This is a genomic window from Desulfoluna spongiiphila, assembly GCF_900101345.1.
Classification (GTDB): Bacteria; Desulfobacterota; Desulfobacteria; order Desulfobacterales; family Desulfolunaceae; genus Desulfoluna; species Desulfoluna spongiiphila.
Map to the genome: position 1 here is coordinate 15,036 of NZ_FMUX01000025.1, position 22,746 is coordinate 37,781.

Consider the following 22,746-nt stretch of genomic DNA (forward strand, 5'->3'; position numbering starts at 1 on the left):
TCTTCTGGGAGAAAAGCGTCCGGCCCGTCACGGAGAAAACCTTTAAGGGACAGCAGCCCCGCGTTGGTTACATTTCGACCATGGCGCCGTTGTCCCAGATCTCCTGGTCGAGCTCGCCTTCGGACTTGGCCACCGCACAGGTCACGGCGAGGTCGCCGGTGACGTTCAGGGAGGTTCGCCCCATGTCCAGCAGGGCGTCGATGCCGAAAATCATGGCATAGGCCGCGGCAACGGCAGAGCCGGGCTCGACCTTGAGGCCCACGGATTCAAGAACCATGAGCAGCATGATGGCACCGGCACCGGGGACGCCGGCAGAACCGATGGAGATAAGAACCGCTGTGGCGATCACCGTCAGCTGCATGTCAAGGGCCAGGGGAGCGCCGATGGCAAGGCTAACGAAAATGGCACAGACACCCTGGTAGATGGCGGCACCGTCCATGTTCAAGGTGGCCCCCAGGGGCAGGGAAAAGGAGTAGACCCCACGGGAAACCCCCAGGTTCTTCTCGGCCACTTCCATGCTCACGGGAAGGGTGCCGCCGCTGCTGCGGGTCACAAAGGAGGTGATGATGGCTGCGCGGGAGCGGGAGAGAAACTCAAAGAAGTTGATGCCGTAAAGGGTAAGCAGGCCGCCGTACACAAACACCGCATGGCAGATGAAGGAGGCGTAGACGGTGAGGGTCACCAGGGCCAGGGGACCGAAGGCCTGGGCTCCCTGCTTGCCGAAGACAACGGCGATGAGGGCAAACACACCGATGGGGGCCACCTCAAGGATCCAGCCAACCACCTTGTACATCACCTCGGCGCCGCCTTCAAAGAAGGCAAACATCGTCTGGGCGGCGTTCTGAATCCGCTCGTCGTTGCTTTCACGCAGATGGGACAGGCCGATGCCGAAGAAAATGGAGAAGAAAATGGTGGGCAGCATCTTGCCGGAGGTGATGGCCCCAAAGGGGTTGGTGGGAATGATGTTGAGCAGGGTATCCACCATGGAGGGCGGGGTAATGGACTTGCCCTTGGCGCCGGCAATCCCCACCAGCTCCATGCCCGAGCCGGGGTTGAAGAGGTTGGCAAAGAGAAGGCCGATGGCCACGGCAAAGGCCGAGGTCAACAGATAGAGTACCAGCGCCTTGACGCCGATGCGGCCCAGGCGCGAGGGGTGCACGCTGGCGGCGCCCACCACCAGGGTGAAAATCACCACGGGCATCACGATCATCTTCAGGAGCCGTACAAAGGCCGTACCCAGCGGAGCAACGCTGGCAATCTTGGGCCCGAAGATCAGGCCGGCCACCGCACCGAGCACCAGACCGATCAAGATACGTAGCAACAGGTTTGTGTTAAAATACCAACCAAACAGTCCCGATTTTTTTTCACTGCTATTCTGTGTCATGTCTATTCCCCATCCGTGATGAATAAAACTTAAATACAATCCAAATTTATTTGATTAACCAAGACATGAGCACAGACAGTGCCAACCCGGAATCAAACTGCATGACACCTTGATATCACATAAAATTTTACAACAAGAATTCCCTTTGCATGCCCCCGAAAGGGATATAACCTGTTGACACCCCAAAGGCCCTTCGGACTCTCATTCAATCAAAAAAAACAGTTACATACATCAAATACCGGAGGTTATAGCGGATCACAGGTTATAAGGGTTTGGCCTTCTTATGGTCAAAGTGCATGGAAAAGCCTGCCTCCGGCGGGTCGCTTTTTTGGAAAAAAGCTCCGCAAAAAACGTTCCTAATACACCCGCGCTTCGTTTTGGTCGCCCTTCAGGGCGATCAAAACGAAGCGCGGGTGAGAAAAAGTCAAAAGTATTTCGGCGGAGCCTGGAAAGGATTGCTTAAGACCTGTTTGTCAAACTTTTCAAAAGGTTGGCCCCCGGCAGGGCCACCGGAGGCTGTTTTTTCTTTATGCATGAGGTCATAAACGCTTTTATTTTTGAAAAAAAAGCCCATCCCCCTCGCACCTCCTGCAGGGGTGCTTATCTTACTTCCTAGCAGCCGAAAGCCCGGTCCCCGGCTTTCAGCCCCCATGTATCCCCAACCCAAGGAGGTACCCATGAACTTCCAAAACGCCCAGTTGCCCCCCGGCGCAGAACGTGCCGGTGCCACCCCCACCATGAACGAAACCACCATCGCACCGGGCATCCTGGCAAAGCACATGGCCCCCAAGGGCAAGTGCGGGCTTCTCGTGGTGGAAGAGGGTGCCTGCCAGTTCGTCTGGGAAGACGATCAGGCCCACCCCATCGACTGCGACCCCGAGCACCCCGTGGTCATCTTCCCGGAGCGCTACCACCACGTTGTGATCACCGGCCCCGTGAAGCTGAGGGTGGAGTTCTACACCCTGCCCGTAAGCCTTCAAGGGCTCGATTCCAAGGCCCCCCGGCCCGGGGAAGATTTTATATAGCCCCTGTGTTTACCCATTGAAATCCATCTGTTGCTGTGCAAGAACATGGGGAAGATGGCTGCGTTTTCCTTGCCACCGCCTGCGGCAACCCACCACCCCAGGAGCCCGTGATGAAGATGCTTTTCCCCCACCGAACCTTTCAAAAAATCCACCACACCCCACGCGGCGTGCTTTTGTTCACACGCGCCCTGGCTGCCCTTCTCCTTCCGGTGCTGTTTCTCATGCCCGCCCCCTGCACCGGGGAATCCGCTGAAACCATCGTCCGGGATGCCTTTGACTACTGGCGCGGGGAAGCCTCCGTCTCCCGGCTCACCATGACCATCCACCGCCCCAGCTGGCAGCGCACCGTCTCCATCGACGCATGGACACAAGGGGAGTCCGAGAGCCTTTTTGTCATCAAGGCCCCGGCCAAGGACAGGGGCAACGGCACCTTGAAAAAAGGGCGCACCATGTGGGTCTACAACCCCAAGGTCAACAAAATCATCAAGCTGCCCCCGTCCATGATGAGCCAAAGCTGGCAGGGCTCGGATTTTTCCAACAACGACCTGGCCAAGACCGACAGCCTTATCTACGACTACACCCACAGCCTGACGGGGCAGACCACGCAACACGGCCACACCGTCTACAGCATCCGCTCCGACCCCAAGCCCGACGCCCCGGTCATCTGGGGCATGATCACCCTTGAAATCCGGGACGACCACATCCTTTTAAAGGAAACCTTCTTCGACGAAGAGCTGGAACCGGTCAAGGAGATGACCGCCTCGGACATCCAACCCGTGGACGGCAAGCCCTTTCCCATGACCTGGAGAATGGCCAAAACAGACACACAGGACGAGTACACCCTCATGGTCTACGACGCCCTCACCTTCAAACAGGAGCTCAACCCCAACACCTTTACCCGGGCCAACCTCATCAAGGTGGCAAGGTGAGCCACCTTGAAAGCTGGTTTGCGAATGCGATTCGGATGTCGTTACTCAGCCTGTCTCGCGTCCGCATTCGCGTGATGTACGAGGGCCTGCACCGTGCATAACAAGTGCGTGAGTTGCCTGTGCTGCAATTTCAATTCATGGTTTGTTGACTCCTCTCGAAACTACGCCAGCACGAAGGGGATTATCCCTAAAACCCCCAAATCGACACCCGCTCCGTGACTCGCTTGGGGGCAGGGTACGCAACGAATGCCGTTGGTAGATCTGATTTCATGATAACCACAGGCGTAACGACATCGCACCCACACCCGGCCGAACGTGTGGCAATGCCCGAGTAGCCACCAGCGTTGATTGCGGGCGCAGCCCGCGGCGAACGCCCCTGCGCTTTTCCCTGAGGCACGAAGGGAAAAGCGCAGGGGCCATCAGCTTTCGAGGTGGCTCACCTCGCCGCCGGAGGCAGGTTTTTCGCTTTTTTGCCCTTACCCTATACCCAACGAGGCAACACATGATCCACGACATCCCATTGGCATGGCGGAACATCTGGCGGAACCCGAGGCGCACGCTGCTGACGGTTGCCGCCATTGCCTTTGCCGCGCTTTTGCTGGTGTTTATGCTATCGTTTCAGTTCGGGACCTACGAGACGATGATCAACGCCTCGGTCTCGTTGCGCACGGGGCATCTGCAGGTGCAGGCGGCGGGGTACCAAAAGGACCGGGAGGTGCGTCTGGCCTTGAACTGGAGCCAGGAGACGGAAGCCGCGCTTCTGGAAGGGGATGCCCGGGTGGTGGCTGCGGCGCCGAGGGCCAACGGGTTTGCCCTGGTCACCAGCGGCAGCAGAACCTACGGGTGCATGGTCACGGGGGTGGATCCGGAGCGCGAGAAAAAGGTCTCCACCCTGGCAGCCATCATCAGGCAGGGGAGTTACTTTTCAGGGGACGACGGCGCCCTGGTGGGGGAGACCCTGGCCCGGAATCTCAAGGTGGGGGTAGGCGATGAGCTGACCCTTCTGGGCCAGGGCCGGGACGGTTCGGTGGCGGCCACGGTGGTATTGGTTCAAGGCGTTTTCGAATCGGGGCTGGACGCCTACGACCGCAACGTGGTGCTCTTGCCCCTGGCCTTTTTCCAGGACCTCTTCTCCATGGAGGGCGGGGTCCACGAGGTGGCCATCCGGGCCAGCAGCCTCTCGGAGGTGGCACCGTTAAAAGCAGCGCTGAACACCAGGCTGGCGAAACTGCCCCACGACGGACCACCCCCTGTGGCCCTGGACTGGATGGACCTGATCCCCGGTCTTCTCCAGAGCATCCAGATGGACCTGGTGAGCGGGATCATCATGTACCTGATCCTCATCATCGTGGTGGCCTTCAGCATTTTAAACACCTTTGTCATGGCCATCTTCGAGCGCACACGGGAGTTCGGGGTGATGATGGCCATCGGCACCACACCGGGACGCCTCATGGGGCTGGTACTCACCGAATCCTTTTTCATGACGGCAACGGGCCTTGCGGTGGGCATCGTCTTCGGAGCGGCCCTGACCCTCTGGTTTGAGACCCACGGCATCCTCATCCCGGGAAGCGACCAGATCATGAAGGCCTACGGCATCAGCGGGCGTCTCTACCCGAAGCTCTCGCTGCTCTCCGCCACCATCGGCCCTGTGGCGGTCCTTGCCATCACCCTTTTTTCCGCTCTTTTTCCCGCCCTGAAAATCCGGCACATGAAACCCGTGGAGGCGATGCACCATGCATAGCGAACTGGCCTGGCGCAACATCTGGCGCAACCCGAGGCGCACCCTGGTGATCACAACGGCCGTGGTCATCGGGATCTGGAGCATCATCCTCTTGAGCGCCCTGACCCGGGGCATGCAGCGGGAGATGCTGGCCAACGGCATCAAGACCCTCACCGGCCATATCCAGATTCAAAATCCCAGGTATATCGACGACCCGGTGGTGGACTACGTCCTGGACGCGCAGCCCTTTAAGGCTGAAACCCTTTTTACGGACCTGCCCGCGGGAAGCCACTGGACCGGACGCATCCGTGTGGGGGCCGTGGCCGCCAACGCCCGCCACTCCGGCGGGGTCACCCTTGTGGGGATGGACCCCATGCGTGAGCCGTCCGTCTCCTTTATCGGCGGGGCCGTGACCGAAGGGCGCCCCTTGACGGCATCGGACCGCAACAAGGTGGTGGTGGGCCGGGCCCTGCTCACCACCTACGAAGCCAGGATCGGCCACAAGCTCATCCTCATGAGCCAGGATGCCACCGGTGAAATCGCCTCCAAGGCCTTTCGCATCGTCGGCATCTTCGACGCAGACATGGAGGCCACGGAGAAAACCTACCTCTTTGTCCCCTTAGAAGCTGCCCAGCAGATGCTGGGGCTGGGCGACAAACTCTCGGAGGTCTCCATCCTGCTGCCCGCCATGGAAGGGGAGAGGGCCACAGCCGATATCCTCACGGCAGCCCTTGGCGATGAGACCCTGACCGTCACCACCTGGCAGGAACGCCTGCCCATGCTCGCCGCCTACCTGAAACTCTCGGACTCCTTCATCTATATCTGGTACGGGGTGGTCTTCATCGCCATGGGTTTCGGCATCGTCAACACCACCCTCATGGCCGTCTTCGAGCGCATCCGGGAGTTCGGCCTTGTGCGGGCCCTGGGCATGAGCCCTTCGGGCATCGTCCGAGGGGTCATCCTGGAATCCCTTTTCCTGCTGCTCATGGGCCTTGCTGCCGGCAACCTTCTGGGCATCGCCACGGTCTCCCTCATCGCCATCCACGGCATCGACCTCTCCGCCCTTGCCGCGGGCACGGAGATGTGGGGCATGCCCCGCATCATCATCCCCCTTCTCACCCCCACCGACATCCTCACCGCCAACGGGGTCATCGTCACCCTGGGCCTGGCCGTGAGTCTCTATCCGGCCACCAAAGCGGCCCGCATCACGCCCGTGGAGGCCCTGCGGTATACATAAGGATCGTGAATGCTATTCAGCTTGCCTCCGGCGGGTCGCTTTTTGAAAAAAGCTCCGCAAAAACTTTCCGGTTGCTTGGCCCCCGGCAGGGCCGCCGGAGGCTTGTTTGATCTGAATAGTTACAAGATCGCGAATGCTCCCGGCCTTCGTTCCTCGGGTCAATCACATTCGCTGCCGGGCCTCGCCCTTGGAATCACGCTACACTGGTTTTCCGGCTGAATTTGACATACCGAACAGGATTCCCCTTCACGCCCCATCTGACATCAAAAAATCAACACATTATAAACATTGACAGAGCACCCCACCAACCCCTATAAATTACAAGATTTATACAAATCATTCATCCCCATGGGACCCTTTGTATCCATCTTCCATCCTGCACGTTCCATCGTCTCCTTCTCCGCCACAGACCCATCTCTTTTCGGTTACCGCACCAGCGGTTGCGCGGATGTCGTCCCATGGGCACGGCCGTTCTTTAACCCCCATGTTTTACCGATTCAAAGGAGACCCACCATGTCACAGCAAAAATTTGACGGCACGTACAACGTAACGATCTTTATTCCGGAACGCGGCAGCTACCAGTCCATGACGGAGACCATGACCATTTCCACAGCGACTGAAGGAAGCGATGAGGTCCTCCAGCCCACGAGCCAGCTCTCGTTTATGAGCTATACCTTCCAGCTCAGCGGCCGCATCAACACCCAGACAGGCCTTGCAACCATCAGCGGCCAGGCCACAGACTCCGGCGTCTCACTGGATCCGGCCCTCTGGAGCTTCGTGTCCACCCCGGCCCTTCAATCCGTCAGTGCCGCGCGGGTTGTCTTTAACGGCGCGGCAGCCATCGGCTTTTGTTTCTCCCTGTTCGGCATGAAAGAGGGACAGGAGACCTTTGAAGGCCAGAGCATTCCCGAACTGTTCATGAAGGACTTCCAGGCCACCACACGGCCCGTACCCAAGATGTAAGAACCATCGCCGTTGCCTGCTCCCGGGTTGTCCCCTTCCGGGAGCAGGCTTTGCCCACTCCTCTGGAAAAAAAGCGATGCCTTCTATGGTTAAAGTGGGCAGGGAGAACCGCCTCCGGCGGCCAGGGGATGATCCCCTGGACCCCAGGTTGCGAAAGCCCTCCCCCTTCGTTCCTCAGGGTGAGGGCTTCCGCGAAGGTTTCTGTTAAATTGAACAAAACCTGTTTGTCAAACTTTTCAAAAGTTTGGCCCCCGGCAGGGCCGCCGGAGGCGTCTTTAACCTGGCTGCCTCCGGCGGCAAGGTGTGCCACCTTGAAAGCAGGTTGCGACTGCGCTTTCCCCTTCGTTCCTCAGGGAAAATCACAATCGCTGTTAATTCAGATTAAACTGGATCTGTTTTTAAAAAGGTTATCCCCCCGGCAGGGCCGCCGGAGGCATAGGCTGAAGGGGTACCAAAAACGCCTTTTCTTACATCTCTTTCGAGCGCCTCAACACCTTGTCGGCCTCTTCCATGGCGTAATCGTAGAGTCGCCCGTACATAAAAAGGGTGATCCCTTTTCCGGCGGTGCGCCAGCCCAGGCTCGCGGCCACCTTGATGAGGCCGCCCCTTGCGGTAAGGCGGTAGGCGGTAAGGGGCCACTTGAGCCAGCCGTAAGCTTTTTTCCCATGGGAGAAAGCATCTTTGACGCTTTTAGGGAGGGTCTCTTCGGCATACCGGCGGGCAGACGCCAGGGTGTCCAGGCGAAGGCGGTAGAGACGCCCGGCCACGGGCAGGGATTCGCCTTTGCCAAGGTGAGCCAAAAGGTGGCGGGTGGATTCCAGGATGGGGCCGATGCGGGTTTCGTCCAGGGGGTGATCGGATTCAGGAAAATGGCACTGGGCAAGGATCTCGGCGGACTCTGCCACGGTCTCCCCAAAGGTGGATAGGCTGGGGGTAGGGTGAAGAAGCGCCGACACCCCGGTGATCCGCTTTCGAAGGGGGGCAAGGGCGGGGTCCATGGCCGCTGGGGGGGCATCGTCCAGGTCCTCCAGCTCCTTGAGGGCTTCTTCCATGGTCTCGGGGGGTTCCTCCGGGTCTTCCCCTTCAGGGTCCGATACGCCGTAGAGTTCCAGGGCGGTTTTGCCCACAAAGAGATGAAGGTCCGCCAGGAGGCACTTTCCAAGGACCATCATGGAAAGGTTTCCGGAAAGGGTGATGAGCCAGGAGACGGGGTCAGGCAGAAGAAGGAGACGAAGCACGTTCATGCCGGAGACCCACTGCCTGAATCGGAGGTACCAGCGCACCGGAGGAAACCCGGTGATCTTTTTGAGCCGGCGGGTGTTGGTCTTGACCGTGCGGATGCGTACCCGCCTGATGCGGCTCAGGCCGGGCCGTTCGAGCACGGTATCGAACCGATCCAGGGAGCGGTTCAGGGTTCGGATGAGGTGACCGACGGACACCTTCAGTTCAGGACGGGTTGCTTCCGGGTGAAAGGCTGCCGCCACTTCGGTGAGGTAGTCGTGGAGCCCTTCAAGGGTTGGCAGATCGGGGGAAAAAGAGCGCAGGGTCCCTTTGCAGCGGGTCACCACCACGGCAAGGGCTGCGGCCTCATCGTCCGGGGCGACTTGGGCCCGCGCTTCAAGGGTTCGTACCTCACGGGAAAGGGAGAGGGCCCAGCCCACCACGCGCAGGGCCCTGGTGGCTGCCAGAACCACAAGGGGCACCAGGATCACGGCCAACCAAAGGGTCCATTCTGTAAACAAGGGAAAGGTCATCGTGTCCTGCGGCTGGGTTCAGGTGAGAAAAATCTTAAAAAGTTATGAACAATCCGGGGATTCACGAAGACTCCCCAGGAAGACTTTTCAACAATCGCCCCGTTTGAACAACCTCAACGGGGTTTTTCAGGGAAAAAGGGTCAAGTTTCAGCCCAATTACACAGCCCTATCATCCCAAACCGCGAAACGACACCCCAAAAAAAGCCGGGAGTGACCCGACAAGGGCAATCTTTGCAAACAAAAAAGGATCACGGGAAGATGTCAGGTCAGGGAAGGGGGGTATCGGCGCGGGAGATTTTCTGGATCACGGAGCCGAGAAAACGGCACACCGTCTCCATCTCCTCTTTTGTGAACCCCTCGGCGGCGAGTTCGTTGAACCGATCCACCAGGGGCAGGGCATCGGCCGCGGTTTGAGAGCCTTTGGCCGTGATGTACACCTGAAAGGCTCTGCCGTCCGCAAGGCAGCTGCGCTTTTCGATGAGCCCTGCCTTCTCCATGCGGGCCACAAGACCTGTAATGGCTGAATTGTTCAACCCCAGCCCTCGGCTCAGCTCCTTTAGAAGGCAGCCGTCCTCTTTTTCAAGGAGAAACAGGGCGGCAAGTTGGGCCGAGGTGACAGAGAGCTTCTCCGCCAGGATGGCATCGGCCCATTTCAACAACACGTGACGGCTGCGGTTGATGAGAAAAAAAATACGGCTGTCCGGTGTATCGTCCATGGCGCCTCAATGGGTATAGGTCTTTTTCCATCCGTTTCGGGTCTTCTGCCGATGGTCGTTCAGGGCGAGAAAAAAGGCCCCCACGGAGAGTTCCGCACAGTGAAAGTGATCTTCTTCCAAGGTCTTTAAGTAGCCTGCGACTTTTTCAGGGGTCACCTCCCAGGCCTCGTCCAGGGACCGGCCCTCGGTCATGGAGGCCACGGTGTTGGCACAGGCGATGGTGTTCATGCACCCGTCGATCTGAATGGAAACGTGCTTGATGGTCTCTTCTTCAATGGTAAGAAACATCTCCACCGTGTCTCCGCAGTCCCCCACGCGCTTGCCGTAGCCGTCGGGGTTCTCCACGCGCTCCAGCCTTTCATAGCTGTAGGCCATTTCAATATACTCGTCGGAATGCTGCTCCAGAAAATTCTGCTCGTGATGATCCATGATTAAAATACTCCGTTGACCTTCGATAATATACCGGAAAAGAGGGCCATCTCCTCCTCAGTCAGGGCAGCTGCCATCTCTTCGGTTAAGCTCACATGATACTCATGGTGGCGCTTGAACAGCTCCTCGCCTTTGTCCGTCAACACAATTTCATAGGAGCGGCGATCTTTTTCATGGGCCTCCCGCCTGAGGTAGCCCTCTTTTTCAAGGCGATCCACCGTCACGGTCACCGTTCCTGTGGTGACCCCTTTTTTTTCGGCAAGCTCCCGCATGCGAAGGCGGCCCTCATGCCCCACGATCTCTATGGTATGCATCTGGGAGGGGGTCAGCCCGCTCCCTTTGACCACCGAGTTTTCCCAGGAGGAAATCTTTTCGTAAAATTCCACAATTTGACGGGCAAGCTGCCTGACCTTCACCGATGCCTCCTGCAAAAAAAGTCTCCCACATCACCCCCCGGGCTTCCGAACACCCCTTGGAATAAGGAATGATCCCCACCCATGAAGGGGCAAGGCCCCGATAAAAGCGTGGACACCGGGCCCACCTGAGGGGCGGCTTTCTCTCTTGTGAGGCCAGGGCCATGGCTGTCACCAGGGCTCACTGCCGGGGCGATCTAACCTACCGGTTTATCCTGTGGATACAAAAAATAACGGCACCGGCCGTGCCACCCGTTGCAATAGCATATCTAAATAAAACTGCAACGGATTTTATGTGCCGGACCGGCTTCGATCCAGTCTCCGCAGGGCCCCAAGCCCATGAGTGTACCCCGAACGCCGACAAATTTCCAACAGGCTTTTTCAATTGATCAATTCCGGTCCCAACGTTAAAATAGCGACCCAGGCCCTTTTACCATCCGGGGATCGCCCCGCAGATTAACCTATGGAGACGATCATTGAAGCAGCTCAGCACCCACCTGTCCTTATTGACCGGACTTCTTTCACGGGTTCTTTTTTCCCTTCTCTTTGCCACCTGCCGGCTGGAAATTTTCGGCAAGGACACCGGCGCTGCCCACAAACGGCGCCAGACCCACGGCAACGTCCTGTATGTCACCTGGCACCAGCGACTGATTCCTTATATCTGGTACTACCGCTTCAAAGAGGTGGTGGTGATGGCCAGCATGAGCCGGGACGGAGAACTCGCCTCGCGCTATGTCGAGGCCTTTGGCTGGATCTCCGTGCGGGGATCATCCAAGAAAAGGGGACGTGAGGCCCTTTTGGAGATGGTGCCCTACGTCAAAAAAGGCCACCCCGCCGCCCTGGCCTGCGACGCCCCCACCGGTCCGGCCTACATCTCCAAGATCGGCATCGTCGCCCTGGCCCAGAAATCCGGGCGTCCCATCCAGGCCGGTATGTGGAGCTGCGACAACTACTGGACCTTAAGAAGCTGGGACCGCACCATCATCCCCAAGCCCTTTTCCCGTATCATGCTGATGTACGCCGACCCCATCCACGTGGACGAGGACGCCTCAAGGGAATGCTGTGAAGAAGCCCGCCAACTGCTGGATGAGCGCCTCAACACCATGATGTACCAGGCCGATCGCTACTTTGCATCCGGCGTCTCCGATCCCCGGGACATCCCGGTTCCCACCCCGGTACCCCGCCCGGACCCCAAGGAAAGTCGCCAAAGGTAACCTTTTATAAACACTGTAAAAATCAAACTTTTTTCATCAATCAAATCCTCTGAGAAGCAATTGACATTGAAAGTTCCCCCTGATAAGATCAACCCCGTTTTATATTTCTATATGTGGTGATTTTAGGGGAATCACTTAATAAACCGGGACGGCCGCAGCGGAGCTGGCGAAACATCAAGGTTTGCACCTTCATGCCGACCGTCATCGACTGGGAGAGGAAAGGAAACAAAACATGAACAAAACCCGTATTATTACGCTGCTGTCCGCCCTGGTGGTCTCGCTTGCAGCGGTGAGTCTTCTCTGGGCAGGGACCACCGTTGAAGACACCTTCGACATGAAAACCAAGGAGTACACCGAAGCCGGCGGACACAAGTACAGCCCGGTTCCGTTTACTCACAAAAAGCACCACGAAGACTACAAGATCACCTGTGGTGAGTGCCACCACGATGAAAACGGCAAAGCCCTGGAACTCACCATGGGTGACGACGTCCAGCGCTGCATTGAGTGCCACGACAAGCTCGGCAAGGCTCCCAAGGGCAAAGGCAAGAAAAAACTCAAGGGCAAGGAAAAGCGCCAGTATCACGCCGAAGCCGTTCACGACAACTGCATCACCTGCCACAAAGCCTTCAACAAAGAATTTAAGAAGAAGGCCAAAGACAAAAAAGCCAAGGGACCGGCACCCACCAGTTGCAAAAAGTGTCACACCGAGGGCAAGATCAAGAAGTAATCGCCCCTGAATCATGCGATGCCATCAAAGGCGCTTTTCCCAGAGAAGGGAAAGGCGCCTTTTTTTATGGCCGGACTCAGGCTCCTCTGGATGGGGCCTGTGGTTCCCCACCCTCGATCTTCCCTTCACCGCTGGAAAAACAGATCACGCTTTCCCTTTGCTTTCCCCATGCGATTTATACCGCTGAATACATAACTTATTCGGGCACCATGGCCCCACAAATTAAAATAGGTATCGAATTTAATCAATTTAAGCCTTAAGTAAACATAGTTCTGTGCCGTTAAAACTATATTAGTGGAAATTAACCGTATGTAAAATTACATTTCCACACCAGAAACCCGCCTGTTTTTAATGCGTTGTTACCCCCTTCATCACCTGGGGGGGCACTGTTCCAGGGCAGCATATGAAGAGCTCCTCTTCATGACATATATATCAACGTTGGCACGGAGAATACCAAATGAAGTTACGATTAAAATTCCTCATACCGGTCCTTGTAATCATTCTCACCGGCCTTGTGGCCATCACCACCCTGGGGTATGTCAGCTCCAAAAACGCTTTAAAACAAAGCGTCCATACCCAGCTGACCTCCCTCACCGAAGCCACCTCCGAGGTCCTCGGAAAGTTCATCCGAGACAACCGATCCCTGCTCCACTACTGGGGATCGGATCCCTTGTACAAGCGCTTCGCCCGGGACAGGAGTTCCATCCGGCGCAAGGCCGTCCACGAAAAGCTCTCCCGCATCCTCGAGACCTTCCCCAGCATCGAGAACCTCATCATCACCCTGCCGGACGGCACCATCATTGCTTCAGGGGTTCCGGGGGTAGAGAACTCCCTCAACATTTCCGACCGGCCCTATTTTAAAGAATCCCTCAAGGGGCAGCCCGTCACGTCACGTGTCCTTAAAAGCAAGGTGAGCGGAGAGCCCGTCTACGTGGAATCCCTCCCCTTGACCCAGGGCAGCACCATTGTCTGCATCATGAGCCTGGTGATCAAAATGAACACCGTCACGGAACTCTTCATCGACCCCATCAAGGTGGGAGAGACGGGTTACGCCTTTGTCATGGAAGAAAACGGTGCGGTCATTGCCTATCCGGACAAGACCAAGATCCTGACCCTCAACGGCAACATGTTTGATTTCAGCAAAGAAATTTTGAAGCTGAAAAACGGACTGCGGACCTATGATTTCAAGGGCCAGGAGAAAATTTCCGTCTTCAAGCAGGAGGAGTTGTCCGGCTGGATCACCGTCATCAATGCGCCTTCTGATGAGGTCTTTGCCGCTGCCGTCACCCTTCGCAACCGGTTGATCGCCATTGCCACCATCACCATGGTGGTGATCTGGCTGGTGGTGCGAACCCTCACCCAGGCCATGGTGGTCAATCGCATCAAGCACATCGCCTCCCGCATGAAGGATATCTCCGAAGGGGAGGGGGACCTGACCATGCGCATCCGCATCCAGTCCGAAGACGAAATCGGTGAGCTGGCCCGATGGTTCAACACCTTTGTGGGCAACCTCCAGGAGCTCATCACCCAGATTGCAGGGAAAACACAGGTCATCGATGGTGCCACCACCGACCTTTCCGGTGTCACCCACCAGATGAAAACCGCCTCCGGGGACATGAGTGAAAAGGCCCTTTCCGTCACCTCCTCCGGGGGAGAGCTCAACACCCACATGGCCGATGTCGCCGCTGCCATGAATCAATCCTCCGCCGGAGCCGGGATGATCGCCTCGGCCGCCGAAGAGATGACCGCCACCATCACGGAAATTGCCGGCAACTCCGGACGTGCCCGTGAGATCTCCACCCAGGCGGCCAGCAAGGCCAGCGGGGTGGCCAAAGGGGTGGAGCAGCTGGCGTCAGCAGCCCGGGACATCGGGGTGGTAACGGAGACCATCTCCGAAATATCGGACCAGACCAACCTTCTGGCCTTAAACGCCACCATCGAAGCGGCTCGGGCCGGTGAAGCGGGCAAGGGATTTGCTGTGGTGGCAGGGGAGATCAAGGAGCTGGCCCGGCAGACGGCCGAAGCCACCGGGGAGATCACCGAACGGATCCGGGGAATCCAGAGTTCAACGGACACGGCGAGCACCGACATCGCAGAGATTGACACCATCATCTCCAATGTCAGTGAAATTGTCGCCGGGATTGCCGCCGCCGTGGAAGAGCAGTCCGTCACCACCCGGGAGATTGCGGACAACGTGGCCCAGACCTCCATGGGCATTGATGAGGTCACCCGAACCATCTCCCAGAGCAGTGAAGAGACCCACGGCATCACCCTGGAGATGGAAGAGGTCAACCACAAGGCTCAGTTCCTGGCTGAAAACAGCTCACGGGTTCAATCCGATGCTGAAAATCTGACCACCCTTTCCGGGGAGGTGAGCGCTCTGGTATCCCGTTTTAAGGTCTGAAATTAAAAAAGTGGCCTTTTTTTGAATATGGGGGGCTTTGGTCCCCCATTTTTTTTGTCTCACAGGGGAATTTATGGTATGGATGCCTCAAACCCATCATCTTGAAGTGAAAGCATTTTTCTTCGGTAGGGGAGACAAGGGTCTCACCCGTGATACCGCCAAATGATTTCCTTCGGTGCGGCTTTTAGGGCCATGCAAAACATATTCATGCCGTTCATCACTGCGAGCCGCCTGGGTATTGATTGATATCAACCGCGGGTTAAGGCAGTTGCCATCCCCGCCCATGGCGGGGCGAGCCCTTATGTTTTTTGTATGAGCCGCTCCTGAACCAAAGCCGTCACAGCTAACGCACAGCAAGTCATGACAGGAAGTGAGACCGTTGAAGAAGGATGTAAAGATCAGGGTTCATTTCAAACCCGGTAAATCAAAAAGAACGTGCAAGCCCCTCTCCCTCCTGGGAGACCTCATTGAATCCGAGCGCATGGAACTGGCCGTCCAGTCCATCATGGCCGAGAACCTCTACCATATCCATGAGAAGAGCCAGAACCGCAGCGTGGCCCTGATGAGCGGCCTGATCCAGAACCGCTGCGACAAAGGGTGGGTATGGATCAAGGGCGTCATCGGCAAGGGCCCCATGAAAGGACAGACCCATTACTGGCTGGAAAGCGACGGATGGGCGGTGGAAAGCACCGACATTCCCGGTTCCGTCCTGACCGACCCCCACGGGGTCCTTGTCATGGATGCCGGGATGTACAGAAAAGAGATGAAGCTTAAAGCCGTGACCACCCGCAAAGCCAAGCAGGTGACCCAGTGGCTGCTTAAGCAGAAGAAGAAGCGTGACGCAGCCATGCAGGACAAACCGGCTCCGGCCCGCCCCACCGCTCCCAGGCCCGTGACTCCGCCCACACCTCCTGTGGCACCGGAACCCAAGGCGACCGCTGAAACAATGAACAAGCCCGAGGCGGTGACCCCACCGGCTCAACCGGTTCAGCCCGCTCCTTCCACGGAAGCAGGCACCGCCGACGAGAGCTGCCTCGACACTGCGGCACGGGAACTGGCCGCCATGGACCCGGGGGACAAGACTGCCTACAAAGACCGGCTCATGGAGGTGATGAACACCCTCAAAGCAGAAGGGATCACCCAGACCCGCATTGCCACGGTCTTCTTAAAGGAGAAAGTACCAACGCGCTCCGGCAGGGGGACCTGGAACCCCCGCATGGTGGGCGACATCTTCAAGCAGATTTAACCCTGCGGACGAGGATGCATCCCATCCCTTTGTGCTTTAAACGCCAGAAGGTGCGGCTTCCGCACCTTCTGGCGTGATGCCTGCCACCGGCCTTTTATGAAAGGCCTCTTTCTGCCCCCTTCCTCACCACCCATTCCCATGTATTTCAACATCTCTATTTGTAACGCCAACAAACAGCCTTCTATGGTTAACGTCTGATGAATCACAGGGGCAAGAGGGCTCAGGAAAAAACAAAAGCAATGCCTCCGGCGGCGAGGTGTGCCACCTCGAAAGCAGGTTGCAAATGATTTTCGATTGGTCTGAGCCTGTTTATTAAACCCGTCGTTTTAAGATCAGGCAAAAATTTTGCCCCCGGCAGGGCAGCGGGAGGCATAAGGTGATCCCGTGGCGCAGGGCCGCAGGGCTCGTTGGGGCAGGCAGTTATTCGTGGTTTTTGTATTCCAGGGCTTTTGAAACGAAGGAGGGAGCCCAGGCAGGGGTTCCCAGGGCGTGGATATGGGTGTAGGTGGCCAGGGCGTTGTATTTGGTGATACCGTCGGCTTTGTCGGCCATGCCGGTACCCCGGGCCATGGTAAAGGCGGCGTCGTTTTCTTCCCGATCCCATCGGGTGATTTTGGAGTAGCGGAACTCATGGCCTTTGATTTGGGTTCCCACCTCGTAAAAGGGGTTCTCACCGGTGATCTCGGCCACCACGTACCCGTGCCCCTGGGGCCGCTTGGAGACGGAAAAGGAGAGGGGAAACAGGCCGGTCATGGGATGAACCACCCCGTCCACTTCAAGCTCTTCCCCCATGTAGATGAGGCCGCCGCACTCGGCGTACAGGGGCATGCCCTCTTTGATGCGGGCAAGGAGGCTCTCCCTGAAGCTGACGTTCTCGCCCAACTCCCGGGCATGGGTTTCGGGGAATCCCCCGCCGATATACACCCCGTCGAGCTCTTCGGGAAGCTCTGTGTCCCGCAAGGGGCTGATCATCACCACCTGTGCGCCTTCGGCTTCAAGGGCTTCGATGTTCTCCGGGTAATAAAACTGAAAGGAGGCATCCCGGATCACCCCGATGACAGGCTTGTCGGTGGTGGTCGCCGCGGAACCGGCTTCGGGAACCCTTACGTTTCGCTCAAAGGAGGCCGCGGTCTCAGACAGGGCGATGATGCGGGGAACATCCACGTGCTCGCGGATAATGGTCTCGGCATTGCGTACGGACTCAAAGGCCCAGTCATGTTCGGGGGTGGGCACAAGACCCATGTGACGCTCGGGAAAATCGTGGCTCCTTAGTTTCGGCACCGCCCCGATCACCGGAACACCGGTGTGGTATTCGATGTTGTTGATGAGGTTGTTTTTGTGCCTCGGCCCTGCGATGCGGTTCAAGATCACCCCGCCGATGGTAAGCTCCGGGTCAAAGTGAAGGCACCCCAATACGGCTGCGGCCATGGTGCGGGTGCTTTTGGAACAGTCCAGAACGAGGACCACCGGGGCTTCAAGGAGTTTTGCTGTTTCAGCGGTGCTGGTCTTGCCGTCGATATCAATGCCGTCGAACAGGCCACGGTTGCCTTCCACAATGGCGATGTCCGCGCCCAGTTTGGCAGAGTTTGCAAGGTAGGATGAGACCACGGTGTCGTGGTCGATGAGGTAGGTATCGAGGTTGTAGCAGGGGTTTCCGGCAGCCAGGGAGAGCCAGCCGGCATCAATGTAGTCGGGCCCCTTTTTAAAGGGGGCAACCTGTTTGCCAAGACTCCTCAGTGCAGCGGTGATACCGATGGTCAGAATGGTTTTCCCTGACCCACCGCGAAGGGCGGATATAAAAAGTCCGGGGATACTGCTGATTCTTTCAGATTTCATCAATCACTGCACTTGGGAGTCTTAGACAAATACGCTGGAAAGCCTGTCAGCTAAAAAAGACGATTACTCTTCGCCTTCTGCGCCGGCCTGCTTGCCCATTCCCTTGAGACCGATCATGGTGGTGGAACCACTGGACCAGTACTCGAGAACCTCATCTTTTACGAGGGCGTTCACGATATTCTTTACGGCGCGGGGCTTCTCATCGGGAAAGAACGCATAGAAATCCTTCAAGTAAAACTTGGACTTGGACTTGGATTTCTTGGTCAGTTTCTCAACGATGACCTCTTTGGCTGCTTCTTTTTCTAAAGCCATTGGGGACCTCCAATTTATAGGGCAGGGGACCTGGAGACCAGGTCCCCTGCAGGTTATCCATTTCCATACGAAATGGATGCGTGCTCAGCTTGAATTAGAACTTGAACTGAGTGGTCTGACGCCATGACTGGTAAGCGGCGTCACGGAAGTCGTCGATGAGGTGGTGAGTAAAGTCGAGTTCACACACATCAAAGAAACGCTCCCAACCAATACGATCGGTCCAGTCGCCGAAACGCTCGTACTTGCGGGCGCCTTTGGCGTACTCTTCGATCATCTTGTTGATGGCGTTGGTCATGGAAGGCCATCTCGGGGTTTCGTTGGGCAGGAAGGCCACAACAACCTTGGAGAACTTGGGTGCGCTGATACGGTTGGAAACCTTACCACCAGCCATCAGAACGATGCCGTCACCTTCTTTGTCAGAAAGGGGCATGGAGGGGCACATGGTGTAGCAGTTACCGCAGTACATGCAACGCTCGTTACGAACGGCTACAGAGCTGACGGTATCGCCGCTGGGGAGCTCTACCTTGGCGGGCTTGATGGCCGCGGTGGGGCAGGAAGCAACAGCCAGGGGCACTTCGCACACCTTGTCAAGGTACTCGTGATCCAAGATGGGAGGCTTTCGGTGATACCCGAGGATCGCGATGTCGGAGCAGTGAACCGCGCCGCACATGTTGAGGCAGCAAGCCATGGAGATCTTGAGCTTGGCAGGCAGTCTCATGTCCTGGAAATCAGAGAACACTTCGTCCATGGTGGCCTTTACGGTGCCGGAGGCATCGGTGGCGGGGGTGTGGCAGTGAATCCAACCCTGGGTGTGGACGATGTTGGAGATACCGGCACCGGTACCGCCGATGGGGAACTTGTAGGAACCACCGGGGAACTTGCGCTGGGCAAGATCAGCCTTGAGGGCTTCCATCTTGTCCTTGGAGTCGGTCATGAACTCGATGTTGTTACGGGTGGTGAAACGCAGCTTGCCGTCGCAGTGCTTGTCGGCAATGTCGCAGATCTCCTGGACGTGGGTGGAGCTCATGAGACGGGCGCCGCCGCAACGTACGGTGAAGACTTCGTCACCGTTTTCAGCAACGTGAACCAGAACGCCGGGCTCGAGGATCTCGTGGTGGCTCCACTTGCCTTTGTTCTTCTTGATAACTTCGGGATAGAACTGGTCGTAATGCTTCGGGCCAATGTCCGTAATACGACCTTCCATCGGTTTTTCGGGATCGTATCCTGATGAAATAAAAGCCATGGTATACCCCTCCTAGCGTGCGTGATGCTTTCTGTATTCGTTGATGTCACGGTCCCAGCCACCTTCAACTTCGTCTTCTTTCCAGAAGATGTAGGGGTTGGTACGGGGATGATCGACGTGTACGGCCTGGGGCTCCACGTTGATCTTCTCAAGGAATTTCTGGAGACCCTGACGGATCATCAGCTCGCCGAGACGCTCACGGTTCTTGCCTTCTTCCATCCAGTAATCCCAGACAGATTCGATGACTTCGGTGAGAGCTTCGTACTTCTCTTCCAGGTATTCCATCCACTCTTCTTCAGAGTCGAAGTCAGCCAGCTGCTTGTTCATGGTCTGGTCGATTTCGAGGAAGGGAACCACGAGGGTACCCATCTGAGCGCCGTCAACGATGGGGGCCTTGGCACCGGCGAGGATGGAAACACCACGCTGCTTGCCGACTTTCAGAGCCTTGGGCATGACGTTGATGCAGTGCATGCAACGGGTACACTCTTTGTCGTAAATCTTGAGTTCGCCGTTTTCGTAAGCCATGCAGTCGGTGGGGCACAGGTCCACAACTTCTGCCTGGATGTCGAACGCACCCCAGTCACGGCCTTTGTGGGAACCGGCGTTGGCGGGGTTGGTGCCGTCAACGTACTTGGCCACTTCAGCCTGGTCCACCTGGATCTGGTCTTTCCAGGTACCGATGAAGGAGAGGTCGGAACGGGCCATGGAGGCCACGCAGCCGTTGGGGCAACCGTCGAACTTGAACTTGAACTTGTAGGGGAAAGCGGGACGGTGCAGTTCGTCCTGGTACATCATGGTCAGGAAGTAGCAGAGCTCCTGAGTGTCGTAGCAGGCATATTCGCAGCGGGACTGACCGATACAGTCAGCGGGGGTTCGCAGGTTGGACCCGGAACCGCCGAGGTCCTGATCCATCTCGTGGGTCAGGGTGTAGAAAATCTCTTCCAGCTGGGGAGTGGTGGTACCGAGCAGTACGATGTCACCGGTGGATCCGTGCATGTTGGTAAGACCGGAACCACGGAACTGCCACAGGTCCATCAGCTCACGCAGATACTTGGTGGTGTAGTATTTTGCACCGGGCTGAGCCACACGAACGGTATGGAATGATGCACAACCGGGAAATTCTGCGGGCTTATCGCTGTAACGGCCGATGATGCCGCCGCCGTAACCGAAAACGCCGACGATGCCGCCGTGCTTCCAGTGAGTGGTGCCGTCCTTGTAGGAGAGTTCCAGAAGACCGAGCAGATCGTCGCAAGCTTCAGCAGGAATCTGAAAATCGATTCCTTTTTCGTTTTTTGCCCTGACTTCAGCTTCTTGCTTGATGTCGGACACAAAGCTTGGCCACGGCCCGGATTCCAGCTCGTCCAACAAAGGGGTTTCATGCTTTGCCATTGCCTTACCTCCATTGAATAAATAATTTTAACTCAACAAAACAAAATCAAATGAGCTCCATTTGACCCTGCGTTGCCAAGTCACTCAAACCTTAAACCTTAAACCACATAAAATAACAGCCAAAACAAACCGTTCCGGCTGCTATTGTCTATGCAATTTCCATTAAAAAATTACAATGACCCTATTATCAAACTCCATGGTATAAAGTTATTGCCTTTTATTGTCAATAAAAAAGCTTTTTTCCGTGGTTATTAAGGCTTTACATTCCATGGGCACTTCAAGGCGTCACGCCCCCGCATCAAGTCCTCAATTAAATTAAATGGTAGTTAACATATTGAGACTTAATCATATCCCCAACGCAATCATAAAACAGAATAAAAAACAGAAGAATCCCGCGAATAACACCTTTCAGGGATGCTCTCCCCCTCTTTTTACACAATCCGCACTATTATATTGAAACAGCCAAGGCAGATACACTATTGATTATTCAGTACAATATCGCTCTTTTTGAATAAAAAAAGCGGACCCTGAAAAGGGTCCGCCGTTGAACATATGTCTAGTTTTATTCAATTTAAATGAACAAATAAATCAGAATTATTTTATCTCATGCGCCGGGCTCCGCGCCTGCACCGCACGATAAAAAGAAGCGGCATGCTCGGCCACCTTCCCGGCGACCACCCCCATCTCCGACGCACCGGGGTTGAAGGAGGAGACCACCCCACGGGCGGTCTCGAGAAAATCCTCCTGGCTGTGCATGGCCAGGTAGCGGGCCACCCAGACACCGAAGGGGCCGTCGAGGGGCCCCACATCCACCAGGTCGGCCACCCCGTCAAAGAACCCGTCCAGGCTGGCCCCCACGCAGTGGTCCCCCACCCAGGCCACCTCGCCGATGCCGTCGTATCGGTCCAGGCGGTTCCGCAAGGTCAGGAGCATCAGGAAGTACAGGGCCCCCTCCATGATCTCTTCGGCCTCCGGCTCCTGCACCTCGGCCATGGGTGTATACTGCCGCACGGTGATAAGGCGAACCTTCGGGTCATCCTCCTTGATATTCACCACAAAATCACCGGCCGCATGGTGCCACGGCTGGACCAGTTCAAAGGTGAGGGGGTTGTACAGGCGGGTCAGGATCCCGGCTGCCTGGCGGTACACCGAGATCTCCCGGCTTCGCGATAAATGATGGTGGTCTTGGCCGGCCCACACCACCACCCGGTTCTCCCCGTCTTTTTCCGTCTGGTGAAACTCATGGAACCCTTCAAACCACTCCCCGAAAAAAAGGACCACCCGATGCTCGTCCACGGAAACGGCGTCCAGGGCATAGACCCTGGGAAGGGTCGTGCTCTTATGGCCCAGTGCCTCCAGCAGGGTAAATTCCCCCTCCGCACAGGCGTTCCCTTCCGGGGTCACGGCCAGGTTAATCACCAGGGGAATCGTGCCGGCATCGGTTTTTAGGGTCATGCGGGCAGGGTGATAAAAATGGCCGTGCTTCAGGATCTCCACGTGGGCTGAAAGCAGCCGGCACGGGGCGTCTGGAAAAAGGGCCCGGGCAAGCCCTTTCCCGGTGCCCTGCGCCTCTTTTTCTAGAACGGCCTCCACGGCACGGACATAGTGGCCGTAACAGAGACCGGCCTCGCCGTAAGCCCTGTCCGCGGGCAGGGGGGTTTTTAGAACCGCGTCATCAATCTGCCCGCAGCGGCTGTGACCGGGCAGGCTCCAGGTAATGTTCATAAGAGTTGTCTTTATGCTTGGGTTCGTTACGCTTCATCGTATGCCTCCGACGGCCCTGCCGGGTTCGAAACGACAAACAG

19 protein-coding genes are annotated in these 22,746 nt (G+C 56.9%); 9 read left to right on the forward strand and 10 right to left on the reverse strand.

Features of this window, described 5'->3' with window-relative positions; genetic code table 11:
- Window positions 1-67: 67 nt before the first annotated feature.
- Complete coding sequence (locus tag BLQ12_RS23630) at window positions 68-1,384, reverse strand: dicarboxylate/amino acid:cation symporter (RefSeq protein WP_092214847.1); 1,317 nt, start codon at window positions 1,382-1,384, stop codon at window positions 68-70.
- Between the two features lie 677 nt (window positions 1,385-2,061).
- Between BLQ12_RS23630 and BLQ12_RS23635 the strand changes: the two genes are divergently transcribed.
- The 5 genes from BLQ12_RS23635 (at window position 2,062) to BLQ12_RS23655 (ending at window position 7,258) form a co-directional block, all read left to right on the forward strand.
- Entirely contained in the window at window positions 2,062-2,409 is a 348-nt protein-coding gene (locus BLQ12_RS23635; protein ID WP_175470034.1) for a TehB-like domain-containing protein, read from the forward strand.
- Window positions 2,410-2,519: 110 nt separating this feature from the next.
- Window positions 2,520-3,338 carry an outer membrane lipoprotein-sorting protein gene (locus tag BLQ12_RS23640; RefSeq protein WP_254782105.1) on the forward strand — a complete coding sequence of 273 codons (819 nt, stop codon included), beginning with the start codon at window positions 2,520-2,522 and terminating at the stop codon, window positions 3,336-3,338.
- Between the two features lie 502 nt (window positions 3,339-3,840).
- A complete protein-coding gene (locus BLQ12_RS23645; RefSeq protein ID WP_092214853.1) occupies window positions 3,841-5,079 on the forward strand; it encodes an ABC transporter permease in 1,239 nt (412 codons plus the stop codon).
- Window positions 5,072-6,295, forward strand: coding sequence for an ABC transporter permease (locus tag BLQ12_RS23650; protein ID WP_092214856.1), 1,224 nt, complete (start codon window positions 5,072-5,074; stop codon window positions 6,293-6,295). Before BLQ12_RS23645 ends, BLQ12_RS23650 begins: the two co-directional genes overlap by 8 nt.
- Before the next feature lie 513 nt (window positions 6,296-6,808).
- A complete protein-coding gene (locus BLQ12_RS23655; RefSeq protein ID WP_092214859.1) occupies window positions 6,809-7,258 on the forward strand; it encodes a hypothetical protein in 450 nt (149 codons plus the stop codon).
- 467 nt (window positions 7,259-7,725) lie between these two features.
- On the opposite strand, the gene BLQ12_RS23660 is transcribed toward BLQ12_RS23655, so the two are convergent.
- The 4 genes from BLQ12_RS23660 to BLQ12_RS23675 all read right to left on the reverse strand — a co-directional run bounded on the left by BLQ12_RS23660 (window position 7,726) and on the right by BLQ12_RS23675 (window position 10,573).
- Entirely contained in the window at window positions 7,726-9,012 is a 1,287-nt protein-coding gene (locus tag BLQ12_RS23660) for a hypothetical protein (protein ID WP_092214861.1), read from the reverse strand.
- 266 nt (window positions 9,013-9,278) lie between these two features.
- Entirely contained in the window at window positions 9,279-9,728 is a 450-nt protein-coding gene (locus BLQ12_RS23665) for a MarR family winged helix-turn-helix transcriptional regulator (RefSeq protein WP_092214863.1), read from the reverse strand.
- Between the two features lie 6 nt (window positions 9,729-9,734).
- Entirely contained in the window at window positions 9,735-10,157 is a 423-nt protein-coding gene (locus BLQ12_RS23670; RefSeq protein WP_092214866.1) for an iron-sulfur cluster assembly scaffold protein, read from the reverse strand.
- A gap of 2 nt (window positions 10,158-10,159) precedes the next feature.
- Window positions 10,160-10,573: a MarR family winged helix-turn-helix transcriptional regulator gene (locus tag BLQ12_RS23675; RefSeq protein ID WP_092214868.1), complete on the reverse strand. Its 414-nt coding sequence runs from the start codon at window positions 10,571-10,573 to the stop codon at window positions 10,160-10,162.
- A 473-nt stretch (window positions 10,574-11,046) separates the two neighbouring features.
- Here BLQ12_RS23675 and BLQ12_RS23680 point away from each other — a divergent pair, with 473 nt between their 5' ends.
- The 4 genes from BLQ12_RS23680 (at window position 11,047) to BLQ12_RS23695 (ending at window position 16,161) form a co-directional block, all read left to right on the forward strand.
- On the forward strand, window positions 11,047-11,784 hold the full coding sequence (locus BLQ12_RS23680) for a lysophospholipid acyltransferase family protein (RefSeq protein ID WP_092214871.1): 738 nt from the start codon (window positions 11,047-11,049) through the stop codon (window positions 11,782-11,784).
- Window positions 11,785-12,016: 232 nt separating this feature from the next.
- The gene (locus BLQ12_RS23685) at window positions 12,017-12,511 is read left to right on the forward strand and encodes a cytochrome c3 family protein (protein ID WP_092214874.1); all 495 of its coding nucleotides are present in this window, start codon (window positions 12,017-12,019) and stop codon (window positions 12,509-12,511) included.
- Between the two features lie 457 nt (window positions 12,512-12,968).
- Window positions 12,969-14,915 carry a methyl-accepting chemotaxis protein gene (locus BLQ12_RS23690; protein ID WP_092214877.1) on the forward strand — a complete coding sequence of 649 codons (1,947 nt, stop codon included), beginning with the start codon at window positions 12,969-12,971 and terminating at the stop codon, window positions 14,913-14,915.
- A gap of 379 nt (window positions 14,916-15,294) precedes the next feature.
- A complete protein-coding gene (locus BLQ12_RS23695) occupies window positions 15,295-16,161 on the forward strand; it encodes a hypothetical protein (protein WP_092214880.1) in 867 nt (288 codons plus the stop codon).
- 420 nt (window positions 16,162-16,581) lie between these two features.
- Here the strand turns inward: BLQ12_RS23695 and BLQ12_RS23700 are convergent, their stop codons facing one another.
- The 5 genes from BLQ12_RS23700 to BLQ12_RS23720 all read right to left on the reverse strand — a co-directional run bounded on the left by BLQ12_RS23700 (window position 16,582) and on the right by BLQ12_RS23720 (window position 22,666).
- Window positions 16,582-17,997, reverse strand: a complete 1,416-nt coding sequence (locus BLQ12_RS23700) for a cobyrinic acid a,c-diamide synthase CobB (protein ID WP_092214883.1) — start codon at window positions 17,995-17,997, stop codon at window positions 16,582-16,584.
- Between the two features lie 63 nt (window positions 17,998-18,060).
- The gene (locus BLQ12_RS23705) at window positions 18,061-18,309 is read right to left on the reverse strand and encodes a dissimilatory sulfite reductase D family protein (RefSeq protein WP_092214885.1); all 249 of its coding nucleotides are present in this window, start codon (window positions 18,307-18,309) and stop codon (window positions 18,061-18,063) included.
- Between the two features lie 94 nt (window positions 18,310-18,403).
- The gene (dsrB, locus tag BLQ12_RS23710) at window positions 18,404-19,552 is read right to left on the reverse strand and encodes a dissimilatory-type sulfite reductase subunit beta (protein WP_092214888.1); all 1,149 of its coding nucleotides are present in this window, start codon (window positions 19,550-19,552) and stop codon (window positions 18,404-18,406) included.
- 12 nt (window positions 19,553-19,564) lie between these two features.
- Complete coding sequence (gene dsrA, locus BLQ12_RS23715) at window positions 19,565-20,941, reverse strand: dissimilatory-type sulfite reductase subunit alpha (RefSeq protein ID WP_092214891.1); 1,377 nt, start codon at window positions 20,939-20,941, stop codon at window positions 19,565-19,567.
- Window positions 20,942-21,535: 594 nt separating this feature from the next.
- The gene (locus tag BLQ12_RS23720; RefSeq protein WP_092214894.1) at window positions 21,536-22,666 is read right to left on the reverse strand and encodes a hypothetical protein; all 1,131 of its coding nucleotides are present in this window, start codon (window positions 22,664-22,666) and stop codon (window positions 21,536-21,538) included.
- Window positions 22,667-22,746: the final 80 nt, after the last annotated feature.

Bases quoted from the DNA above. Each gene is read 5' to 3' on its own strand.
- BLQ12_RS23660 (WP_092214861.1), bottom strand. From the start codon at position 9,012: ATGACCTTTCCCTTGTTTACAGAATGGACCCTTTGGTTGGCCGTGATC.
- BLQ12_RS23685 (WP_092214874.1), top strand. From the start codon at position 12,017: ATGAACAAAACCCGTATTATTACGCTGCTGTCCGCCCTGGTGGTCTCG.
- BLQ12_RS23690 (WP_092214877.1), top strand. From the start codon at position 12,969: ATGAAGTTACGATTAAAATTCCTCATACCGGTCCTTGTAATCATTCTC.
- dsrA (WP_092214891.1), bottom strand. From the start codon at position 20,941: ATGGCAAAGCATGAAACCCCTTTGTTGGACGAGCTGGAATCCGGGCCG.
- BLQ12_RS23645 (WP_092214853.1), top strand. From the start codon at position 3,841: ATGATCCACGACATCCCATTGGCATGGCGGAACATCTGGCGGAACCCG.
- BLQ12_RS23650 (WP_092214856.1), top strand. From the start codon at position 5,072: ATGCATAGCGAACTGGCCTGGCGCAACATCTGGCGCAACCCGAGGCGC.
- BLQ12_RS23635 (WP_175470034.1), top strand. From the start codon at position 2,062: ATGAACTTCCAAAACGCCCAGTTGCCCCCCGGCGCAGAACGTGCCGGT.
- dsrB (WP_092214888.1), bottom strand. From the start codon at position 19,552: ATGGCTTTTATTTCATCAGGATACGATCCCGAAAAACCGATGGAAGGT.
- BLQ12_RS23655 (WP_092214859.1), top strand. From the start codon at position 6,809: ATGTCACAGCAAAAATTTGACGGCACGTACAACGTAACGATCTTTATT.
- BLQ12_RS23665 (WP_092214863.1), bottom strand. From the start codon at position 9,728: ATGGACGATACACCGGACAGCCGTATTTTTTTTCTCATCAACCGCAGC.
- BLQ12_RS23630 (WP_092214847.1), bottom strand. From the start codon at position 1,384: ATGACACAGAATAGCAGTGAAAAAAAATCGGGACTGTTTGGTTGGTAT.
- BLQ12_RS23700 (WP_092214883.1), bottom strand. From the start codon at position 17,997: ATGAAATCTGAAAGAATCAGCAGTATCCCCGGACTTTTTATATCCGCC.
- BLQ12_RS23720 (WP_092214894.1), bottom strand. From the start codon at position 22,666: ATGAACATTACCTGGAGCCTGCCCGGTCACAGCCGCTGCGGGCAGATT.
- BLQ12_RS23640 (WP_254782105.1), top strand. From the start codon at position 2,520: ATGAAGATGCTTTTCCCCCACCGAACCTTTCAAAAAATCCACCACACC.
- BLQ12_RS23670 (WP_092214866.1), bottom strand. From the start codon at position 10,157: ATGGATCATCACGAGCAGAATTTTCTGGAGCAGCATTCCGACGAGTAT.
- BLQ12_RS23705 (WP_092214885.1), bottom strand. From the start codon at position 18,309: ATGGCTTTAGAAAAAGAAGCAGCCAAAGAGGTCATCGTTGAGAAACTG.